Raw genomic sequence first — 17,717 nt, forward strand, 5'->3', positions numbered from 1 at the left:
ATACGCTCTGTATGGAGTGGCAGAAACAACTGAATGATTTTATGATAATAGACGGGTTAGAAGGTGCTAACTCGTCTATTATTGCGAAAGGAGCCTTGCTTATGGATAAGCAAAAAAATGGAGAACTGTCCAGAATGTTCGGATATGCAGGGAAATTCCATGTTTTGACCGTTTTGGGATGTGTTCTCTCCGGGATCAGTACCATTTTATCTATGCTGCCTTTTGTTTGTATATGGCTTGTTATCCGTGATTTGATCCAGGCATTCGCTGCGGGGGATATATCTCTTGCAACGGAAAGTACTCGTTATGCGTGGATAGCAGTCGTGTTTGCAGCAGCAAGTATTTTAATTTATTTCATCGCTTTGAACTGTACCCACCTGGCGGCGTTTCGTACAGCGACCAATATGCGGAAAACAGCAATTCACCATATTGTGACACTGCCGTTGGGCTATTTCAGCCAAAATGCCAGTGGACGGCTGCGGAAAATCATTGATGATAATGCAGGACTTACAGAAGGGTTCCTGGCCCATCAGCTCCCGGATTTGACCGGTGCAGCCGTCATGCCGGTTGCGGTTATTGTTTTGATTTTCCTCTTTGACTGGCGGCTGGGAATTTGCTGTCTGATACCTATGGGGATCAGCGTCATCTTTTTGAAACAGATGATGGGTGGAGATAATGCACAGTTTATGGGCAAGTATATGACCGCATTGGAAACAATGAACAAAGAGGCCGTGGAATACATTCGCGGTATCCCTGTTGTAAAGGTGTTTCAGCAGACAATTTACTCCTTCAAAAATTTCCATGCAGCGATAGAAGAATATGAGAAATTTGCTTCCGGGTATGCTTTGAAATGTCGTATTCCTCTTACCGGATTTACAGTAACGCTGAACGGCACATTTGTTTTGCTCATTCCGGTGGTTATGTTTATTCTATCTGGGATCAGCGGACAGGCGGCTTATGAAAATGTTGTACTGGATTTCCTGTTTTATAGTCTGTTTACCCCGGTCTGTGCAACTATGATGAACCGTATCATGTTTGCCAGTGAGCAGCTTATGGCCGCAAAAAGCGCAGTCAGCCGAGTGGACGAAATTTTGCAGGAAAAGCCATTAAAGGAGCCGGAGCATCCTATGATTCCGGCAGACGCTTCGATTGTGTTTTCGGATGTATCTTTTTCCTATCCAGGTGCCCAAGAAAAAGCCTTAGACCATATCAGCTTTGTGGTTCCAGCAGGGAAAACGGTTGCGCTTGTTGGAGCTTCTGGCAGTGGTAAAAGTACGGCGGCAAGCCTCATCCCCCGATTTTATGATGTTCAGTCAGGTTCCGTTACGATTGGCGGCGTGGATGTCCGCAATATTGAAAAACGAGAACTGATGAAAAGAGTTGCTTTTGTGTTTCAGAATACCCGTCTGTTCAAAGATACCTTACTTAATAATATTAAGGCGGCCCGTCCAGACGCCACCAGGGAAGAAGTGATGAAAGCGGCCAATGAAGCACAGTGCAAAGATATTATTGACCGGCTCCCGGATGGACTTGATACGCTCGTTGGAACAGGAGGTACTTATCTTTCAGGCGGCGAAAACCAGAGGATTGCGTTGGCAAGAGCAGTCTTAAAAGATGCTCCTATTATCGTGCTTGACGAAGCCACAGCATTTGCAGACGCCGAGAACGAACATCAGATACAGCTTGCCTTTGAGCGGTTGACCCAAAATAAAACTGTTCTGATGATAGCCCACCGGCTTTCTACGATACAGGATGCAGATCTCATTCTGGTCTTTAAGGATGGACAGATTGCAGAAAGGGGAACACACGAAGAACTATTAAACTTAAATGGAATTTATTCCTCCATGTGGAAGGATTACCAGACATCGATTGCATGGAAGGTCGGAAAGGAGGGCGAACAGCATGATTAAAGCATTGAAGAACAAGTATGCGTTAAGCGATCAGGGTGCAAAAGACCTGCTGAAAGGAATTATTTATTCCGTACTGGCAAATATCAGTCTTATGTTTCCGGTTATTCTTCTGGCCATCGTCCTCAATCAACTTCTTGCGCCTGTTTTGGGAACGAATGCACCGGAAATCAGCGCTATCGTTTATACGGTGATTGGAATAGTGATTTTAGCCGTTGTTTTTATATTCCACTATTGCCAGTACACTGCAACATATCTCGGAACCTATGACGAAAGCGCAAGGCGGCGCATTGGTCTTGCGGAAAAATTGCGTACTCTTCCGCTGACCTTTTTCCATCAGCGCGATCTTGCTGATCTGACAAGCACCATTATGGGGGACTGTGCAAATTTTGAACACGCATTTTCCCATACAGTTCCGCAATTCTTTGGAGCTGTTATCTCAACTGGTATTGTTTGTATTGGTCTGTTGATCTTCAACTGGCAGATGGGGCTGGCGCTTCTCTGGGTAGCTCCGATTTCCTTTGCAATCGTAATCCTGTCCCGGAAATGTCAGGAAAAACTTTGCAAAAAGCATATGAACACCAGATTAGAACTGGCCGAAGGCATTCAGGAATGTTTGGAAACCGTACAGGATATAAAAGCCTGCAATCAGGAGGAAGATTATCTCCGCAAACTGGATGCGAAGATGGATGCTGCGGAAAAGGCACAGATTTCCTCTGAAATGACGACAGCAAGCCTGCTGACAACTGGACAGATGTTCCTGCGGCTCGGTTTGGCAACGGTAATTGTTGTGGGTAACAGTCTTGTGGTAAATGGAGATACATCCCTGTTTACCTATATCCTGTTTTTGATTGCTGCTTCCCGCCTGTATGATCCGCTTTCCGGGGCAATGGCAAATATGGCAGAGCTGTTTTCCGTACAGCTTCAAGTGAACCGCTTGAAAGAAATTGAAAATTACCCGGAAGAAACCGGAGAGAAAGAGATCCGTACAAACGGATACGATATTACTTTCGACCATGTCCGGTTTTCTTACGAAAAAGGCAAACCAGTGCTGCGGGATGTTTCGTTTACCGCAAAGCAGGGACAAGTCACAGCATTAGTCGGCCCATCTGGTGGAGGCAAAAGTACCGTTGCAAAGCTGGCGGCAAAATTCTATCCGCTGGATGGAGGAAGAATACTTTTAGGTGGAACCGATATTGCCCCACTCAATTCAACCATGCTGATGAAAAATTACTCTATCGTTTTTCAAGATGTCGTACTTTTTAACAACACCATCATGGAGAATATTCGTGTTGGCAAGAAAGACGCTACGGACGAGGAAGTAATTGCTGCAGCTAAAGCGGCTCAGTGTGATGAATTTATTTCAAAATTGCCGGACGGCTATCAGACGGTGATCGGAGAAAACGGTTCTACATTATCTGGCGGCGAGTGCCAGCGCCTTTCTATTGCCCGCGCCCTTTTGAAAGATGCTCCGGTTATTCTCCTGGATGAAGCTACGGCCTCTCTTGATGTAGACAATGAAACAGAAATTCAAAATGCAATTTCAAAGCTGGTCAAAGGAAAGACGGTTCTTATTATCGCCCATAGAATGAGAACGGTCGAGGCTGCTGATAACATCATTGTACTGTCGGATGGTGTTGTAGCCGAAAATGGAACCCATGAGGAACTGATGAAGGAAAACGGGCTATACCACAGGCTGGTCGATTTGCAGACGGCTTCTGCAAATTGGAAGTTAAGCGTTTAATTCGTAATAAGGAGGTACTGATGAAACTTCATGCGTCCGGGGAGGACTACCTGGAAACCATCCTTGTTCTCCAAAAGAAACTCGGTATGGTACGCTCCGTAGATGTGGCCCGGCACATGGAGGTGTCAAAGCCCAGCGTGTGCCATGCAGTGGCTACCCTGCGGGACGGCGGCTTTCTCACAATGGACGAGGATCACTTTCTCCATCTGACCGATGTAGGCCGCGAGGTTGCTGAAAAAATCTACGAGCGTCACTGTTTTTTCACTGAGCAGCTTATTGCCGCAGGTGTTGACCCCACGACTGCGGAGGCCGACGCCTGCCGGATTGAACACATTATCAGCGATGAGAGCTTTTCACGGCTGAAAGAGGCAGCCGCACAAGACCAAGAATAAACCGAATAAGCCAAGCTATCCTGCCCCGCCAGACGGGGAAAGAAAAAAACCGTTGCAGGGCAGGTAGCTTCGTGCGCCCATAATGGATTTTCAGGGTACTGCGGCGGTTTTGAGTAACATCAAGGCCGCCGTTCCTTATACAAAGGAGTGACGCCTACACGCTGACACGGCGGCTTTAGGAGGGAGCCGCCATGAAGCACACTGACCGCCGACAAATTCAGACGATATTTGCACTATCGTCAAAAAAATCCCGGCCACCGAACAGGCCCCGTCTGGCAGCCAGTGCGAAAATTGTCATAATGTAACTGAATACCGTGTTTTTTGCGCTCGAATAGCTTTCTGCTGTCCGGGCGCTTTTTCATACCTATGGGGCCGGAACATCGGGCCAACATGGCCCGAACCCTGTCCCCGGTGTCGTTCCCCGCCGCCCCGTTCAGATTTTCCCGCAAAAATCTGAACGGAGGAAAGGCCGATGGAAGTCACCATCCATTACAACGGACAAGCTGTGGCCGTGGAGGTCACACTGGAAGTCTATGAATTTCTTGACCGGGCCGACCACAAAGCCGAGAACCTGTCCCATGAGCAGCGGCGGCATTGGGATGGCCGGGAGTTTGACGAATACATAGTTGCCACCGAGGGCGTGGGTATCTACGGCGAAACGCCGGAGGAATACCTTTGCCGCATGGAAACGCTGGGCGAGCTGATGGCCGTCCTGGACACCTGCACCGAGGCCCAGCGCCGCCGGTTCCTGCTCTATGCCCTGGACGGGCTGACCCTTGCGGAGATCGGGACGGTGTGCGGCTGCTCCAAAGTGGCTGTGTATCAAAGTGTGGAGGCAGTCAGGAAAAAATTTATAAATTTCTTTGAAAACAGGCTTAACGAAAGACCTGTTTTCGGGCTACCAAGTGAAAGGGATTGTTTCCCTTATCCCAGCGGGAGGCGGACAGCGGACAAGCTGCCCGCCTCTCCCATTTTCAGGAGGTAAGCCTATGAAAACAATCAATCTGCGGTGGATTTATCCCCACTACCGGCAGGACGAGTTTGTGGAGGTCAGCGATGAAGTTTGGGAGGTCATGCGGCAGGCCCAGCGCGAGATGAACAACTATGAGCGCCGGAAGGTCTACCACCGCGCCTACTACTCTCTGGACGCATATAGCTGGACGGAGAACTATGCGCTGGAACACGGCAGATCGCCGGAGGAAATTCTTTTGGAGCGCGAGGAACGGGCCGCCCATCTGCGTCTGCTGGCCGCCTTGCCGGAGGCCCTGGCCCATGCCACACCCACCCAGGCCCGCCGTGTCTGGGCCTACTACATCGCCGGTATCAGCCAGCCGGAAATCTCCCGGAGGGAGGGCGTAGACAGCAGCAAGGTCAGCGTTGCCATCCGGCGGGGCCTGCGGAATATGCGCCGCTGCTATGACGGCCTTTTCCCGGCAGAGTGAGGGCGGGCCTATGCAGACGATCAACCTCAAGCAATATTACCCGTTCTGTACCGAGGACACCTTTGTGGAAGTGTCAGATGAAATTGTCGAGGCGTTCCTGCTGGACAAGCGGGCCGAGGCCGCCAGGGAGCGCAAGATGTACCGCTACAAGGCGTTTTACTCCCTTGACTGCGATGATGGGATTGAGAACGCCGCCATCGGCTGGGCGCAGCCATCCCCGGAGGATTGCCTGATGGAAAAGGAGGCGCAGGCCGAATACGCCGAACTGCTCCGGCGGCTCTATGAGGCCATTTCCTCTCTGACCCCAACGCAGGCCCGCCGTGTCCATGCCCGGTATATGCTGGGGATGAAAGTGAAGGACATTGCCGCGATGGAGGGCATTACCCCATCCCAGGCTGGGAAGTCCATCCATGCGGCGCTCCGGCGTCTGCGCCGGTACTTCATACGCCGGAAATGGACAAGCGGCCTATGAAAACCATCAACCTGAAAAAATACTACTACCCGATTTGCAAGAAGGACACTTTTGTGGAAGTGCCGGATGAGGTTGCAGAGGCCATTGTGGAGGAAAGCCGCGCAGAGAACGCAAATGACGCCAAGCAGCACTATCACTGTTATTCTCTGGACGCATCCCCCGGCATAGAACACCATTACCTGGAACAGGTCATTTCCCCGGAAGATATTCTGATGGAGAAAGAAACGGAACGGGAACAGGAGGCCGCCCATGCCTTGATGATGGAACGGCTCCGGGAGGCCCTTGCCACCCTGACGCCCCGGCAGGCAAGCTGCCTTCATGCCCGGTTTTGGGAGGGAAAGCCCTTCAAGGAGATTGCCGAGGCCGAGGGCTTTACCACATCGGCCGCCATTGTCACAGTTCGCAACGCCATCATCAAGTTACAGAAATATTATATCAAGCGCGGCTGGATGAAGCCGCTAAAGGAGAAAGCGATATGCACAAAGAAATCACCGCCCAAGCGAAACAGAAAAAAGACGAGCGCGAAGAAGTCCTGAAGGAAATCCGGCAGCTTGAGAACCGCCAGAAGATTTTGGAGAACAAGCAGCGCAATGAGGAACGCAAGGCCCGAACCCGCCGCCTGATTGAGCGCGGGGCCATTTTGGAGGGCATTTTCCCTCTGGCCCTCGACCTTCCCGGCGTAGAGGTCAAGGCGTTCCTGATTGCCCTGTCCCATCTTCCGGGGGCGGCGGAACTGGCCGCAAAACTGCCGAAATCCGGGGACAAGCCGTAAGTCCCTTGTTTACAAGGGCGCACTTATACACCGTTGCCGGTGTCGTGCGCCCTGCCGGGGGCTGTTGCGCTCTCCGAGCGCGATGGGGAGCTACACTCCCCAAACCCCTTGTGCGCCACACGGAACAGAACACCCGCAAGCGGCTATTCTGTTCCATGCGGCCTGAATACCTCTCACCGAAAGGAGGCGATCCCCATAGATTTTTGTCATATCCCCGTCAGTATCATCAAGCGCAGCGAGGGCCGTTCCGCTGTTGCCGCAGCCGCCTACCGAAGCGGAACCAAGCTGACGAATGAATGGGACGGCCTGACCCATGATTACACCCGGAAGGGCGGCGTTGTCCATGCGGAAATCATGCTGCCCGCCCACGCCCCGCGGTCATTTGCAGACCGTTCCACCCTCTGGAACAGTGTGGAGCAGATCGAGAAAGCCAGGGACAGCCAGCTTGCCCGCGAGATCGAGGCGGCCCTGCCCCGCGAACTGTCCAGGGAACAGCAGCTTGCCCTTGTCCGGGCCTATGTGAAGGACAACTTTGTGGACAAGGGGATGTGCGCCGATTTTGCCATCCATGACAAGGGAACCGGCAACCCCCATGTTCATATCATGCTGACCGTCCGGCCCCTGAAAGAAAATGGCGCATGGGGCGCGAAGTGCCGCAAGGCATACGACTTAGACGAAAACGGCCAGCGTATCCCGGATGGGAAAGGCGGCTGGAAGAACCACCGGGAGGACACCACCGACTGGAACGACAAAGGGAATGTGGAGATTTGGCGGGCGGCATGGGCGGCCTATACCAACCGGGCATTGGAGGCCGCCGGTCATCCCGCCCTGGTAGACCACCGCAGCTACAAGCGACAGGGCATTGATAAAATCCCCTCTGTCCACCTGGGGCCAGCGGCCAGCCAGATGGAGAGGCGCGGTATCCGCACCGACAAGGGAGAAGTCAACCGGCAGATCGCCGCCGACAACAAGCTGCTCAAGGAAATCAAGGCCCGCATTACCCGCCTCTACAACTGGTCTAAAGCCGAGGCGGAGAAGCCGGAGATCCAGCAACCCAGCATGATGGACTTGTGGGAGGCCCAGCAGCAGCTCAAGCGGCCCGACACCCGTACCGGTAAAATCCGGGCTTTGCAGGAGAGCGCCGCCCTGTTCAGCTTTATGCAGGCAAACGGGATCAAGACCATGCAGCAGCTCCATGAAAAAATCGCAGATATGAACAGCAGCTACTATGACCTGCGGGGAAAAATCGTCCAGGCCGAGCGCCGGATTGCCACCCTCACCGAGCGCGGGGAGATGTGGGCGCAGTACAACAAGTACAAGCCCATCCGCAAGCAGCTTGCCAAGGTGAAGCCGGAGAAGCGGGAACTGTTCGAGCAGCGCCACAGCCGGGAACTAATCCTCTATGACGCGGCGGCCCGGTATCTGAAAGAACTGAAAGCCAGCGGCGAAGAACTTTCCCCGAAGGAATGGCGGCACGAGATCGACCTGCTGACCGCCCAGAAGCAGGTGGACAGCATCGACATGAAGGCCATGCGGGAGGAACTGAAAGCCGTGGAACGGCTCCGCAAGGCCGCCGACCAACTGGCCCGCCAGGAACAGGACAAGTCCCATGACCGGGGGCCGGAGCGATAAAGGGTACGGCGTTTTGGCGACCCCTTTTAGGTGCGCCGCGCTTCACGACACCCCTTTGCACAGAACTGTCAACATTTACTCACGGAAGGAGATTGCCCTATGAAGCAGATTATTTTACCCGTCACTGTCCACTTGAATATCCGCCTGCCCCTTGCCCTCTTGCAGCCGGAACCGGCAGACGCGCCCACCAGCCCGGAGCCGGAGGCCCATGCCTGCCAGGGCTGCGGCAACTGCGGCGGGTGTGGGAAGTGCCAGCATGAAGAAAAGCAAGCCTGAACCCATCCCCGTCATGGACTACCGCCAGTACCGCAGAGCGCGGCGGCTGGTACATGAGTGCTGCAACTATGACGGCGGCAACTGTATCGCGCTGGACGATGGGGAGGAATGTGTCTGCGTCCAGTCCATTTCCTACTCCCTGTTGTGCCGGTGGTTCCGGGCGGCGGTGCTGCCGCTGGACAGAGAACTGGAAACGGCCCTGTTCCACCGCCTGGACGCCAAGCGGTGCGCCGTCTGCGGGGCGCTGTTCACCCCAGGCTCCAACCGGGCCAAATACTGCCCGGAATGTGCCGGACGCATGAAGCGTATCAAGGCCGCCCAGCGCAAGCGCAAACAGAGGGCTAAGTGTCACGCTTTAGGGGCCGAAAACCCCTTGTAAATCAAGGACTTTTTCGAAGGTGTCGCTGAGGGCCTGATAGATTTATCCTCTGGCCCCCAAAACGGCCCTCTAAATGCGTACAGAAGCCCAAAACGAACCCCAAGGAGGAACCCATGTCAGACAATCGAAAATATTACTACCTGAAACTCAAAGAGAACTATTTTGACGATGACTCCATCGTACTGCTGGAAAGTATGCAGGACGGTGTTCTGTACTCCAACATCCTGCTCAAGCTGTATCTAAAATCCCTGAAACACGGCGGACGGCTCCAGCTTGACGAGAATATCCCCTACACGGCGCAGATGATCGCCACCATCACCCGCCAGCAGATCGGCACTGTGGAGAGGGCCTTGCAAATCTTCCTGAAGCTGGGTCTTGTGGAAGTGCTGGACAGCGGCACTTTTTACATGAGCAATATCGAGCTGCTGATCGGCCAGTCCTCCACCGAGGCCGAGCGAAAGCGGGCGGCGAGGCTCCAAAACAAGGCTCTTTCCGCGCCCCGGACAAACGGCGGACATTTGTCCGACATTCGTCCACCAGAGATAGAGATAGAGTTAGAGAAAGAGATAGAGATAAAGAGAGAGATAGAGAAGGGACGCCCCGCCCGCGCCTATGGCCGTTACCAGAATGTTTTCCTGACGGACGAAGAACTGGCAGACTTACAGGCCAGCTTTCCCACGGTATGGGGCCAGTACATCGAAAAGCTGTCCGAGTACATGGCTTCTACCGGCAAGCGGTATCAGAGCCATGCCGCCACCATCCGGCGCTGGGCCAGCGAGGACGCCAGGAAAGCGTCCCCGCCCTCTCGAAACCGGGATTACAGCGTAAAGGAGGATGAAACCGTATGATTGAGATTACCGCAGAAATCCGGGCGCTGATCGACAAGGCAGCCGCCGGTATGGAGCTGGCCGGGGACGAGTACATAGACCCGGCAGACGGCCTCATTCACTGTAAGAAGTGCGGCGGCCAGAGGCAGACCGTTGTGCCGAGGTTTGGAAAACCCGGCTACTTCATGCCCCGCTGTATCTGCCAGTGCCAGCGGGAGGCCGAGGAACAGCGCAAGGCCGCCGAGGAACGGCAGCGCCGCATGGAGCGCATCAAGCGCCGGAAGGCCCAGGGCCTGCAAGACCGCTATCTGTACGACTACACCTTTGCCAACGACAACGGCCAAAATCCCCTGATGGACAAGGCCCGCGCCTATGTGGAGAACTGGAAGGAGGCATACCGAAACAACACCGGCCTGCTGCTGTTTGGGGATGTGGGAACCGGCAAGTCCTTTTTCGCCGGTTGTATCGCCAACGCTCTGCTTGACCGGGATGTGCCGGTGCTGATGACGAACTTTCCCACCATCCTGAACCGCCTGACCGGGATGTTCGACCAGGACAGGGCCGACTTTATCGCCAGCTTTGACGAGTATGACCTGCTCATCATTGACGATTTGGGTGTGGAGCGCAGTACCGAGTATGCGATGGAGCAGATGTTTTTCGTCATTGACAGCCGCTACCGCAGCCGCAGGCCCATGATAATCACCACCAACCTGAAACTGGCCGAACTCAAGAACCCGCCTGACCTGGCCAACGCCCGTATCTATGACCGTATCCTAGAACGGTGCGCCCCGATCCTCTTTGCCGGGAAGAACTTCCGGGAGGAAAACGCTGGGGCCACCAAACAGGCGGCAAAAGACATTGTGAACCGTAAGCACGACTGATTTTTTGCCGGACGGCGCAGCCCCGCCCGGAGAAAGGAGCGCCATGAGCGAAGAAACCCGCACCATGCAGACCGTAGACACCACCCCGGCCAGAGCGTCGGAGGACGCCCCCGCGCTGGTAAAGAAAATCGGCAAGACCACCTACAAGGTGCGCGTCCATTTCAGCAATACCAGCACCGAAACCATGAGCGACAAAATCAAGCGTATGCTTAAAAACGAGATACAGCAGATGTGACCGGCTGATAAAGCCAGCCGCCTTGTGTTAAACTGATGATGGTACACACCAAAACTTTTAGCCAAGGAGGACATGAAAATGCTGTACACAGAAAAAGAGAAAAATGAGATTGAGCGCGTCCGCAAAGTGTTTGAGAAACATATCCGGCAGATGACCGCTTATGATTTGGTTTGGTCGGATAAGGTCGGCTATGTGTGGCTGGCAATATCTATCGACCCGGTCTATATTGACACCGGCAACTGGATAGAGTCCGCTGCCGGTCTTTGTAATGAGTGCTTGAATGATATAGCACTGGATGTTTTTGGAATGACCGGAAACGACCATGACTTCGAGGACGCCGATCCGCTGGAACTGGCCGAGATTAAGCGGCGCTGGAAACCCTATATCGACCAACTGCCGGAATATGCGTACCTTTGCGACGAACTGTTAAGCAGGAGAAAATAACCCATCCGCCAAAGTGTCAGGAGCTAAAATCTGCTTCCTGGCACTTTTTTTGTGGCTTTTTTGTGAATTTGATTAAAAAGTCCTTGACAACTCGTTTCGGGCAAGACCGCAAAAAGCATTTTGATTTCCTGCGGCTCCCGGCTGGCCCCCTTTGACATCCCCCAGCTCCGGGAGATCATGAGCTATGACGAGCTGGAGCTTGACCGCATCGGGGATCGAAAAACGGCGGTTTTCTTCACAATTTCCGACACAACCCCCACTTATAACTTCATTGTTGCCCTGGCCTTTTCGCAGATGTTCAATCTCCTGTGTGAACGGGCCGACAATGTTCACGGGGGCCGCCTGCCCCATCATGTGCGGGTGCTGTGGGACGAGGCGGCCAACACGGGCCAGGTGCCCTCGCTGGAGAAGCTGGTGGCCGTCATCCGTTCCCGTGAGGTAAGCCTGTGCCTGTTCTACCAGCAGTACGCCCAATGCAAGGCCATATACAAGGACAACGCCGAAACGATCCTGGGAAACATGGACAGCGTGATTTTCCTGGGCGGGCGGGAAAGCTCCACCATCAAGGAGATTTCCGAAAACTGGCTGGGAAAGGCCACGATCTCCATGCAGACCGAGGGCCGCTCCCGTGGGCAGTCGGAAAGCTACAACCAGAACACCCAGCGGCTGGGCCGGGAGCTGATGACCCCCAGCGAGCTGGCTACCATGCCGGGCGATAAGTGCATTTTGCAGCTGCGGGGCCTGCCCCCGTTCTTCTCGTCCAAATACGATTTGAAGCAGCACCCCAACTACAAGTACACGGCTGAGGCCGATAAAAAGAAAAACGCCTTTGACCTTGATAAGCTCATTAACCGCCGCAGGCGGCCTGGGCTGAACGAGGCTTGTGAGGTGTACGAGGTAGACGTATCGGACACAGGGCCCGTAAGCGAGGACGAGGACATCCTCAACTACGACGATGTGGACGATCCGGATGCCTATGTATAAAGCACTTCTGGACAAAGTGTCCAGAGGTCGTAACCTGCCGCCTGTATGGGCGGCTTTTTTCATGGCCGGGGAAACCCCCGGAGAAATGGAGGCTATATGCAGTTCTTTTCTTCCGCTATTGATACTTTGCAGACCCTTGTTGTGGCTCTCGGCGCTGGCCTGGGCGTGTGGGGCGTTGTCAATCTCCTGGAGGGGTACGGCAGCGATAATCCCGGCTCCAATGCTCATGTGCCATAAAGTAACAAATAAGAATTTGATAGACAACCACCTGCTATTCCGCACAAAAGAGCCTCTTATGACCGTGTGAATGTTTACGGGACAGCGGTTCTTTATACCGCACAGGCAAATGATTGACAAGCAAAGAAATTTGTTATATAATTTACGTTATATAACAAATATAATAAATTGGAGGTAAATATAGTGCCACCAAAAGCTAAGGTCACAAAGGATATGATTATTGATGCCGCATTTGAGGTTGCTCGTGAATCGGGTGTGGAAAATATCAACGCTAGGACAGTTGCAAAAAAGCTGAACTGTTCCACGCAGCCAGTTATGTATCATTTTGAAACGATTGAAGAATTGAAAAAAGCTACTTATGCCAAAGCAGATAGATTTCATACGGAATATTTGATGAATATAAAAGAGCCGCAAGAAGGAATTATGCTTGGAATCGGATTAAATTATATCCGTTTCGCGATTGAAGAACCTAAACTGTTCCGCTTACTTTTCCAGTCGGGCTTTGCCACCGAGAACAGTCTACTTGAAATGATCGACTCAGAGGAACTTATTCCCATCCTTTCTGTTATGCAGGAAGCAATGGAAATGAGCATAGAACAGACAAAAAAAGTATTTCTAACGATTGCCTTATTTGCTCACGGATATGCAAGTATTATTGCTAACAACTCATTAGAGTATGACGAAGAACTTGTTGCTTCTCATTTGGAGCAAACATATAAAGGCGCAGTTTTAGCCGCACAGGAGGACATATAATGAAAAAGCTATACGAGAAAAACGAGTTAACATTTGCTCTTGTCTGGATTGGAGTTTACTGCGTTTTGCAATCCTTAGCCAATCCACTCAATGAAATAATAGGAATTGAAAACGCTGTAAGTGCTGTTTTTTGTGTTGTACAGGCTATAGTTTTGTTTTCCTTTATGCAGAAAAATAGGTTGCTTGACAAGTATGGGCTTTGTAAATCATCTGTATCAGCTCGCCAGTTCCTCTACTACGTTCCGTTGATTATTTTGGCTACAAGTAATCTTTGGAATGGGATTATGGTAAATTACTCTTGGTTGGAAATGGTCTGTCATATCATTTTAATGCTATGCGTTGGATTTATAGAAGAAGTGATTTTTCGAGGTTTCCTCTTTAAGGCGATTGCTAAGGACAATGTGAAAACAGCGATTATCATTTCGAGCGTTACATTTGGTGTTGGACATTTGGTGAATTTAGTAAACGGCAGCGGTATGGAACTTGTAGCAAATCTGTTTCAAATTGTGGGAGCGATTGCTTTTGGTTTCCTGTTTGTAATTTTGTTTTACTGTGGTAGAAGCCTGCTTCCCTGTATCGTTACTCATTCTATGATAAATATACTTAGTGCTTTTGCAAATCAAGCAAGCCTAAACGTTGAGAAGCGTATGATTTTCACCTTGATTGAATTTGCCATTATCCTTGTCTATGCCCTCATTCTTATAAAAACTCTGCCGAAAAACCGGGTGTCATAGAAGCAAGCAGATAGCTGATAACCAATAAAATAGCAAAGCCAGCCGAGCCAGTCAACGGTCAAGATGAACGGCGCATATGCGCCGCCGTTGACAGCCCCGTCAGCCTTTGCTGGTAGGCAATCAAGGGGCGACAGCAAGGGGTGCTGACGCCCCACGCTATTATTCAGAGAGGGGGAATTTCCATGACCGAGATTGAAGCCTATCAAGAATATATCCGGTGCAAGCACAACGCCTTTTGTAAAGCCGTCATTCGGTATGCCGCCATCGGGAAAATCATACGGCTGCGGCAGAAATGGGAACGGCAAGTTTCCCTTGACTATCTGACGAATGAGAAGTTTGTCCAGTTTGCCGAGCCGGAGCCGGACGAAGAACACCCTTTTACCGTCTGCGGCCAGACCGTCCTATTGAGCAACGCCGCCCTTGCCGACGCAATCTCTGTTTTGTCGGAGCAGACACAGGAAGAAATCCTGCGCTATTACTTTCTGCGCCAGCCGCAGCGCGTGATCGGCGCGTGTATTGGCCGGTCACGCAGTACAGCAGGGCGGCATATTCAGCTTGCCTTGCAGCGGCTGCGCGAAGAAATGGGGGTGAGCCAGTATGAGTAGACTTCTCCCCTATGAAACAATCCTCAAAGCCCGTGAGGGCGACCCGGAAGCCGTGAACGCCGTTCTGCTCCACTACGCCGGATATATCCGCTATTTCTCCAAAGTGAACGGGCAGGTCAACGCCGAGGTGGAGGACTATGTGAAGCAGCGGTTAATTGACTGTCAATTCAAGTTCCGGCTCGACGATCCGCCGGACAAGCCATAAAAACTGAATACCAGCCGCTACCAGCGCGGCCAGTGAAAGCAGTAAGTCTTGCAAAAGATTTACTGCTTTTTTGTTGTCCGGCTCTGCTCCCGGCCATTTTGCCCCCTGCCGGTTGTAGTAGTAAGTGAGGGAGGAATTTTCCTGCATTGGTGTTTGGCATTTTGGATGTTTTACCCGTGGTGAAGAGCAAAGGACAAGATTTTTGCCAGCACCGGGTAGAAACCAATGCGTCCGGTGTCATTTTAGCGAAAGCGGGCAGAAATGCCCTTTGCAGGATTAGTAGTAGCAGAAAAAGAGAAACAAATTTTTGTGGTTGCGGTTTTCCCAAAAAGTGGCGGACGGAAGCGAGGGGAAGTTTGCAGTCACGGAGAGCAAGTTTCTACCACGGTGCCAAAATCCGCAATTCTGCGGTTTTGCCCCTCGCGGGAAACTTGTTGGGGAGTGCCTTCCCCAAACCCTGCTTTGCGGCTTGCGCCGCTTATCCCCGCCGCGCTCATGCGGCAAGAAAGGAGGTCACACCATGCGAAAGAAATACAACACGCCCCACCGCAGCCACGTTGTGAAAACCCGGCTGTCCGAAGATGAATACGCCGACTTCACAGCGCGGCTTGCCCCTTATGGTATCAGCCAGTCCGAATTTCTCCGGCAGGCGATACGACGGGCGACCATACGCCCGATTGTCCATGTGTCGGCGGTCAATGACGAACTGCTCTCCGCTGTCGGGAAGCTGACAGCCGAGTACGGCAGGATTGGCGGCAACCTCAATCAGATTGCCCGGTATCTGAACGAGTACGGCGCACCCTACAACGCCCTTTCCGACGAGGTACGCGCCGCCATAGCCGACCTTGCCGCCCTCAAGTATGAAGTCCTCAAGAAAGTAGGTGACGCGGTTGGCAACACTCAAACATTTAGGCTCTAAAAACGCCGACTACGGAGCCGCCGAAGCCTATCTGACCTTTGAGCATGACGAGTTTACCATGAAGCCCACCCTTGACGAACAGGGGCGGCTTATCCCCCGCGAGGACTACCGGCTGTCCACGCTGAACTGCGGCGGCGAGGATTTTGCCGTTGCCTGTATGCGGGCAAATCTCCGCTATGAGAAAAACCAGCGGCGGGAAGATGTGAAAATCCACCACTATATCATCAGCTTTGACCCACGGGACGGGACGGACAACGGCTTGACTGTAGACCGGGCGCAGGAATTGGGCGAGAAGTTTTGCGCCGAGCATTTCCCCGGTCACCAAGCCCTTGTATGCACCCACCCGGACGGGCATAACCACAGCGGCAATATCCATGTGCATATCGTTATCAATTCGCTGCGGATAGAGGAAGTCCCGTTCCTGCCCTACATGGACAGGCCAGCCGACACGAAAGCCGGTTGCAAGCACCGCTGTACCGACGCAGCCTTGCGCTACTTCAAGTCCGAAGTCATGGAGATGTGCCACCGGGAGGGGCTTTACCAAATCGACCTCTTGAACGGCAGCAAGAACCGCGTCACGGAACGGGAGTATTGGGCGCAGAAAAAGGGACAGGCCGCGCTGGACAAGCAGAACGCCCCCATGCTTGCGGATGGTATCACACCCCGGCAGACCAAGTTTGAAACGAACAAGGAAAAGCTGCGGCAGACCATACGGGAAGCCCTTGCCACCGCCGCCAACTTTGACGAGTTTTCCTCTCTGCTGCTGCGGGAGGGCGTGACCGTCAAGGAGAGCCGGGGGCGGCTTTCCTACCTCACGCCGGACAGGACGAAGCCCATTACCGCACGGAAGCTGGGCGACGATTTTGACCGCGCCGCTGTCCTTACGGTTTTGGAACAGAACGCCGCCAGAGCAGCCCAAGCGCCCGCACCCCCGCGCACCATAAAAGACCGCTTGCAGGCCGCCAGAGCCGAGATAGCCGCTCCAAAACAGGACGGTGTGCAGCGGCTTGTGGACATAGCCGCCAAGAGAGCCGAGGGCAAGGGAAAAGGCTACGAGCATTGGGCAAAGATACACAATCTGAAACAGGCGGCAAAGACGCTGAATGTGTATCAAGAATACGGCTTTACTTCCCCGGAGCAGCTGGAAGCGGCCATAGACACCGCCTATGCGGAAATGCGGCAGACCAGCGGCGAACTGAAAACGCTGGAAACCAAGCTGCAAGGAAAAAAAGAGTTGCAGCGGCAGGTGTTGGCCTACGCCCAGACCAAGCCCGCCCGCGACGGGCTGAAAGCGCAGAAATCCCCCAAAGCCCGCGACGCATACCGGCAGGCGCATGAGAGCGATTTTATCATAGCCGAAGCCGCCGCCCGGTATTTCCGGGAGCATGGCATTACCAAGCTGCCCGCCCGGAAAGCGTTGCAGGCCGAGATCGAGCAGCTTATTTCCCAAAAAGACAGCCTTTACAACGGCTACCGGGAGCAGAAACAGCGGTTCAAGGAGTTGCAGACGGTCAAGAGCAATATCGACCAAATCCTGCGCCGGGAGGAACCGAACCGCAGAAAGGAGCAGAGCCATGAGCGATAACCTGCCCCGCATGGACTACCGCCAGCACCGGCGGGCGCGGCGGCTGGTGCATGAGTGCTGTAACTACGACGAGGGGAACTGCCTGTTATTGGACGACGGGGAACCTTGCGTGTGCGTCCAGAGCATTTCCTATTCCCTCATGTGCCGCTGGTTCCGTGTGGCTGTCCTGCCCCTTGACGGGGAGCTGTCCGCAGCCCTCTTGTACCGGGGAAGCCGGAAACGGTGCGCGGTCTGCGGGGCGGCTTTCGTCCCCAAATCTAACCGGGGAAAATACTGCCCCGACTGCGCCGGA

22 protein-coding genes and 2 pseudogenes are annotated in these 17,717 nt (G+C 53.1%); all 24 read left to right on the forward strand.

The window, feature by feature from the left end; translation table 11 throughout:
* Positions 1-11 precede the first annotated feature (11 nt).
* Positions 12-1,910, forward strand: coding sequence for an ABC transporter ATP-binding protein (locus tag ACKTS9_RS17905; protein WP_407882014.1), 1,899 nt, complete (start codon positions 12-14; stop codon positions 1,908-1,910).
* Positions 1,903-3,651: an ABC transporter ATP-binding protein gene (locus ACKTS9_RS17910; protein WP_050006195.1), complete on the forward strand. Its 1,749-nt coding sequence runs from the start codon at positions 1,903-1,905 to the stop codon at positions 3,649-3,651. The genes ACKTS9_RS17905 and ACKTS9_RS17910 overlap by 8 nt, the downstream gene beginning before the upstream one ends.
* A gap of 20 nt (positions 3,652-3,671) precedes the next feature.
* Entirely contained in the window at positions 3,672-4,043 is a 372-nt protein-coding gene (locus ACKTS9_RS17915) for a metal-dependent transcriptional regulator (RefSeq protein ID WP_050006194.1), read from the forward strand.
* A 472-nt stretch (positions 4,044-4,515) separates the two neighbouring features.
* Positions 4,516-4,926: pseudogene (locus tag ACKTS9_RS17920) on the forward strand (RNA polymerase sigma factor); the annotation flags it as partial.
* A gap of 106 nt (positions 4,927-5,032) precedes the next feature.
* Positions 5,033-5,485 (forward strand): RNA polymerase subunit sigma-24, encoded by a 453-nt coding sequence (locus ACKTS9_RS17925; RefSeq protein WP_407882017.1) that lies wholly within the window; start codon positions 5,033-5,035, stop codon positions 5,483-5,485.
* 10 nt (positions 5,486-5,495) lie between these two features.
* Complete coding sequence (locus ACKTS9_RS17930) at positions 5,496-5,957, forward strand: RNA polymerase sigma factor (protein ID WP_021659570.1); 462 nt, start codon at positions 5,496-5,498, stop codon at positions 5,955-5,957.
* A complete protein-coding gene (locus tag ACKTS9_RS17935) occupies positions 5,954-6,493 on the forward strand; it encodes an RNA polymerase sigma factor (RefSeq protein ID WP_407882020.1) in 540 nt (179 codons plus the stop codon). Before ACKTS9_RS17930 ends, ACKTS9_RS17935 begins: the two co-directional genes overlap by 4 nt.
* Positions 6,433-6,729, forward strand: a complete 297-nt coding sequence (locus ACKTS9_RS17940; protein WP_407882022.1) for a DUF3847 domain-containing protein — start codon at positions 6,433-6,435, stop codon at positions 6,727-6,729. Before ACKTS9_RS17935 ends, ACKTS9_RS17940 begins: the two co-directional genes overlap by 61 nt.
* A gap of 39 nt (positions 6,730-6,768) precedes the next feature.
* Positions 6,769-8,361 (forward strand): MobQ family relaxase, encoded by a 1,593-nt coding sequence (mobQ, locus tag ACKTS9_RS17945; protein ID WP_407882160.1) that lies wholly within the window; start codon positions 6,769-6,771, stop codon positions 8,359-8,361.
* Between the two features lie 99 nt (positions 8,362-8,460).
* Positions 8,461-8,637 (forward strand): hypothetical protein, encoded by a 177-nt coding sequence (locus ACKTS9_RS17950; protein WP_407882024.1) that lies wholly within the window; start codon positions 8,461-8,463, stop codon positions 8,635-8,637.
* Entirely contained in the window at positions 8,618-9,016 is a 399-nt protein-coding gene (locus tag ACKTS9_RS17955; protein WP_087221679.1) for a cysteine-rich VLP domain-containing protein, read from the forward strand. Before ACKTS9_RS17950 ends, ACKTS9_RS17955 begins: the two co-directional genes overlap by 20 nt.
* Positions 9,017-9,129: 113 nt before the next feature.
* Positions 9,130-9,864, forward strand: a complete 735-nt coding sequence (locus ACKTS9_RS17960; protein WP_407882027.1) for a phage replisome organizer N-terminal domain-containing protein — start codon at positions 9,130-9,132, stop codon at positions 9,862-9,864.
* Complete coding sequence (locus ACKTS9_RS17965) at positions 9,861-10,724, forward strand: ATP-binding protein (RefSeq protein ID WP_407882029.1); 864 nt, start codon at positions 9,861-9,863, stop codon at positions 10,722-10,724. The genes ACKTS9_RS17960 and ACKTS9_RS17965 overlap by 4 nt, the downstream gene beginning before the upstream one ends.
* 43 nt (positions 10,725-10,767) lie before the next feature.
* Positions 10,768-10,959, forward strand: a complete 192-nt coding sequence (locus ACKTS9_RS17970; protein ID WP_407882031.1) for a transposon-encoded TnpW family protein — start codon at positions 10,768-10,770, stop codon at positions 10,957-10,959.
* Positions 10,960-11,037: 78 nt separating this feature from the next.
* Complete coding sequence (locus tag ACKTS9_RS17975) at positions 11,038-11,403, forward strand: hypothetical protein (RefSeq protein WP_050006185.1); 366 nt, start codon at positions 11,038-11,040, stop codon at positions 11,401-11,403.
* An 87-nt stretch (positions 11,404-11,490) separates the two neighbouring features.
* Positions 11,491-12,387 (forward strand): annotated as a pseudogene (locus ACKTS9_RS17980) (VirD4-like conjugal transfer protein, CD1115 family); the annotation flags it as partial.
* A gap of 96 nt (positions 12,388-12,483) precedes the next feature.
* Positions 12,484-12,624: a Maff2 family mobile element protein gene (locus ACKTS9_RS17985; RefSeq protein ID WP_087271433.1), complete on the forward strand. Its 141-nt coding sequence runs from the start codon at positions 12,484-12,486 to the stop codon at positions 12,622-12,624.
* A gap of 183 nt (positions 12,625-12,807) precedes the next feature.
* On the forward strand, positions 12,808-13,377 hold the full coding sequence (locus ACKTS9_RS17990) for a TetR/AcrR family transcriptional regulator (RefSeq protein WP_407882034.1): 570 nt from the start codon (positions 12,808-12,810) through the stop codon (positions 13,375-13,377).
* Positions 13,377-14,111, forward strand: coding sequence for a CPBP family intramembrane glutamic endopeptidase (locus ACKTS9_RS17995; protein ID WP_321584777.1), 735 nt, complete (start codon positions 13,377-13,379; stop codon positions 14,109-14,111). Before ACKTS9_RS17990 ends, ACKTS9_RS17995 begins: the two co-directional genes overlap by 1 nt.
* Positions 14,112-14,293: 182 nt before the next feature.
* Positions 14,294-14,716 (forward strand): RNA polymerase sigma factor, encoded by a 423-nt coding sequence (locus tag ACKTS9_RS18000; protein ID WP_407882037.1) that lies wholly within the window; start codon positions 14,294-14,296, stop codon positions 14,714-14,716.
* Positions 14,709-14,921, forward strand: coding sequence for a helix-turn-helix domain-containing protein (locus ACKTS9_RS18005; RefSeq protein ID WP_087226727.1), 213 nt, complete (start codon positions 14,709-14,711; stop codon positions 14,919-14,921). The genes ACKTS9_RS18000 and ACKTS9_RS18005 overlap by 8 nt, the downstream gene beginning before the upstream one ends.
* A 520-nt stretch (positions 14,922-15,441) precedes the next feature.
* The gene (locus tag ACKTS9_RS18010; protein ID WP_407881745.1) at positions 15,442-15,840 is read left to right on the forward strand and encodes a plasmid mobilization protein; all 399 of its coding nucleotides are present in this window, start codon (positions 15,442-15,444) and stop codon (positions 15,838-15,840) included.
* Positions 15,812-17,425 (forward strand): relaxase/mobilization nuclease domain-containing protein, encoded by a 1,614-nt coding sequence (locus ACKTS9_RS18015; protein WP_407882040.1) that lies wholly within the window; start codon positions 15,812-15,814, stop codon positions 17,423-17,425. The genes ACKTS9_RS18010 and ACKTS9_RS18015 overlap by 29 nt, the downstream gene beginning before the upstream one ends.
* Positions 17,415-17,717: cysteine-rich VLP domain-containing protein (locus ACKTS9_RS18020; protein WP_407882042.1), on the forward strand; the 303-nt coding region annotated here is incomplete at its 3' end. The genes ACKTS9_RS18015 and ACKTS9_RS18020, both read left to right, overlap by 11 nt.

Source organism: Owariibacterium komagatae (genome assembly GCF_045865535.1).
Lineage (GTDB): Bacteria > Bacillota > Clostridia > Oscillospirales > Ruminococcaceae > Ruthenibacterium > Ruthenibacterium komagatae.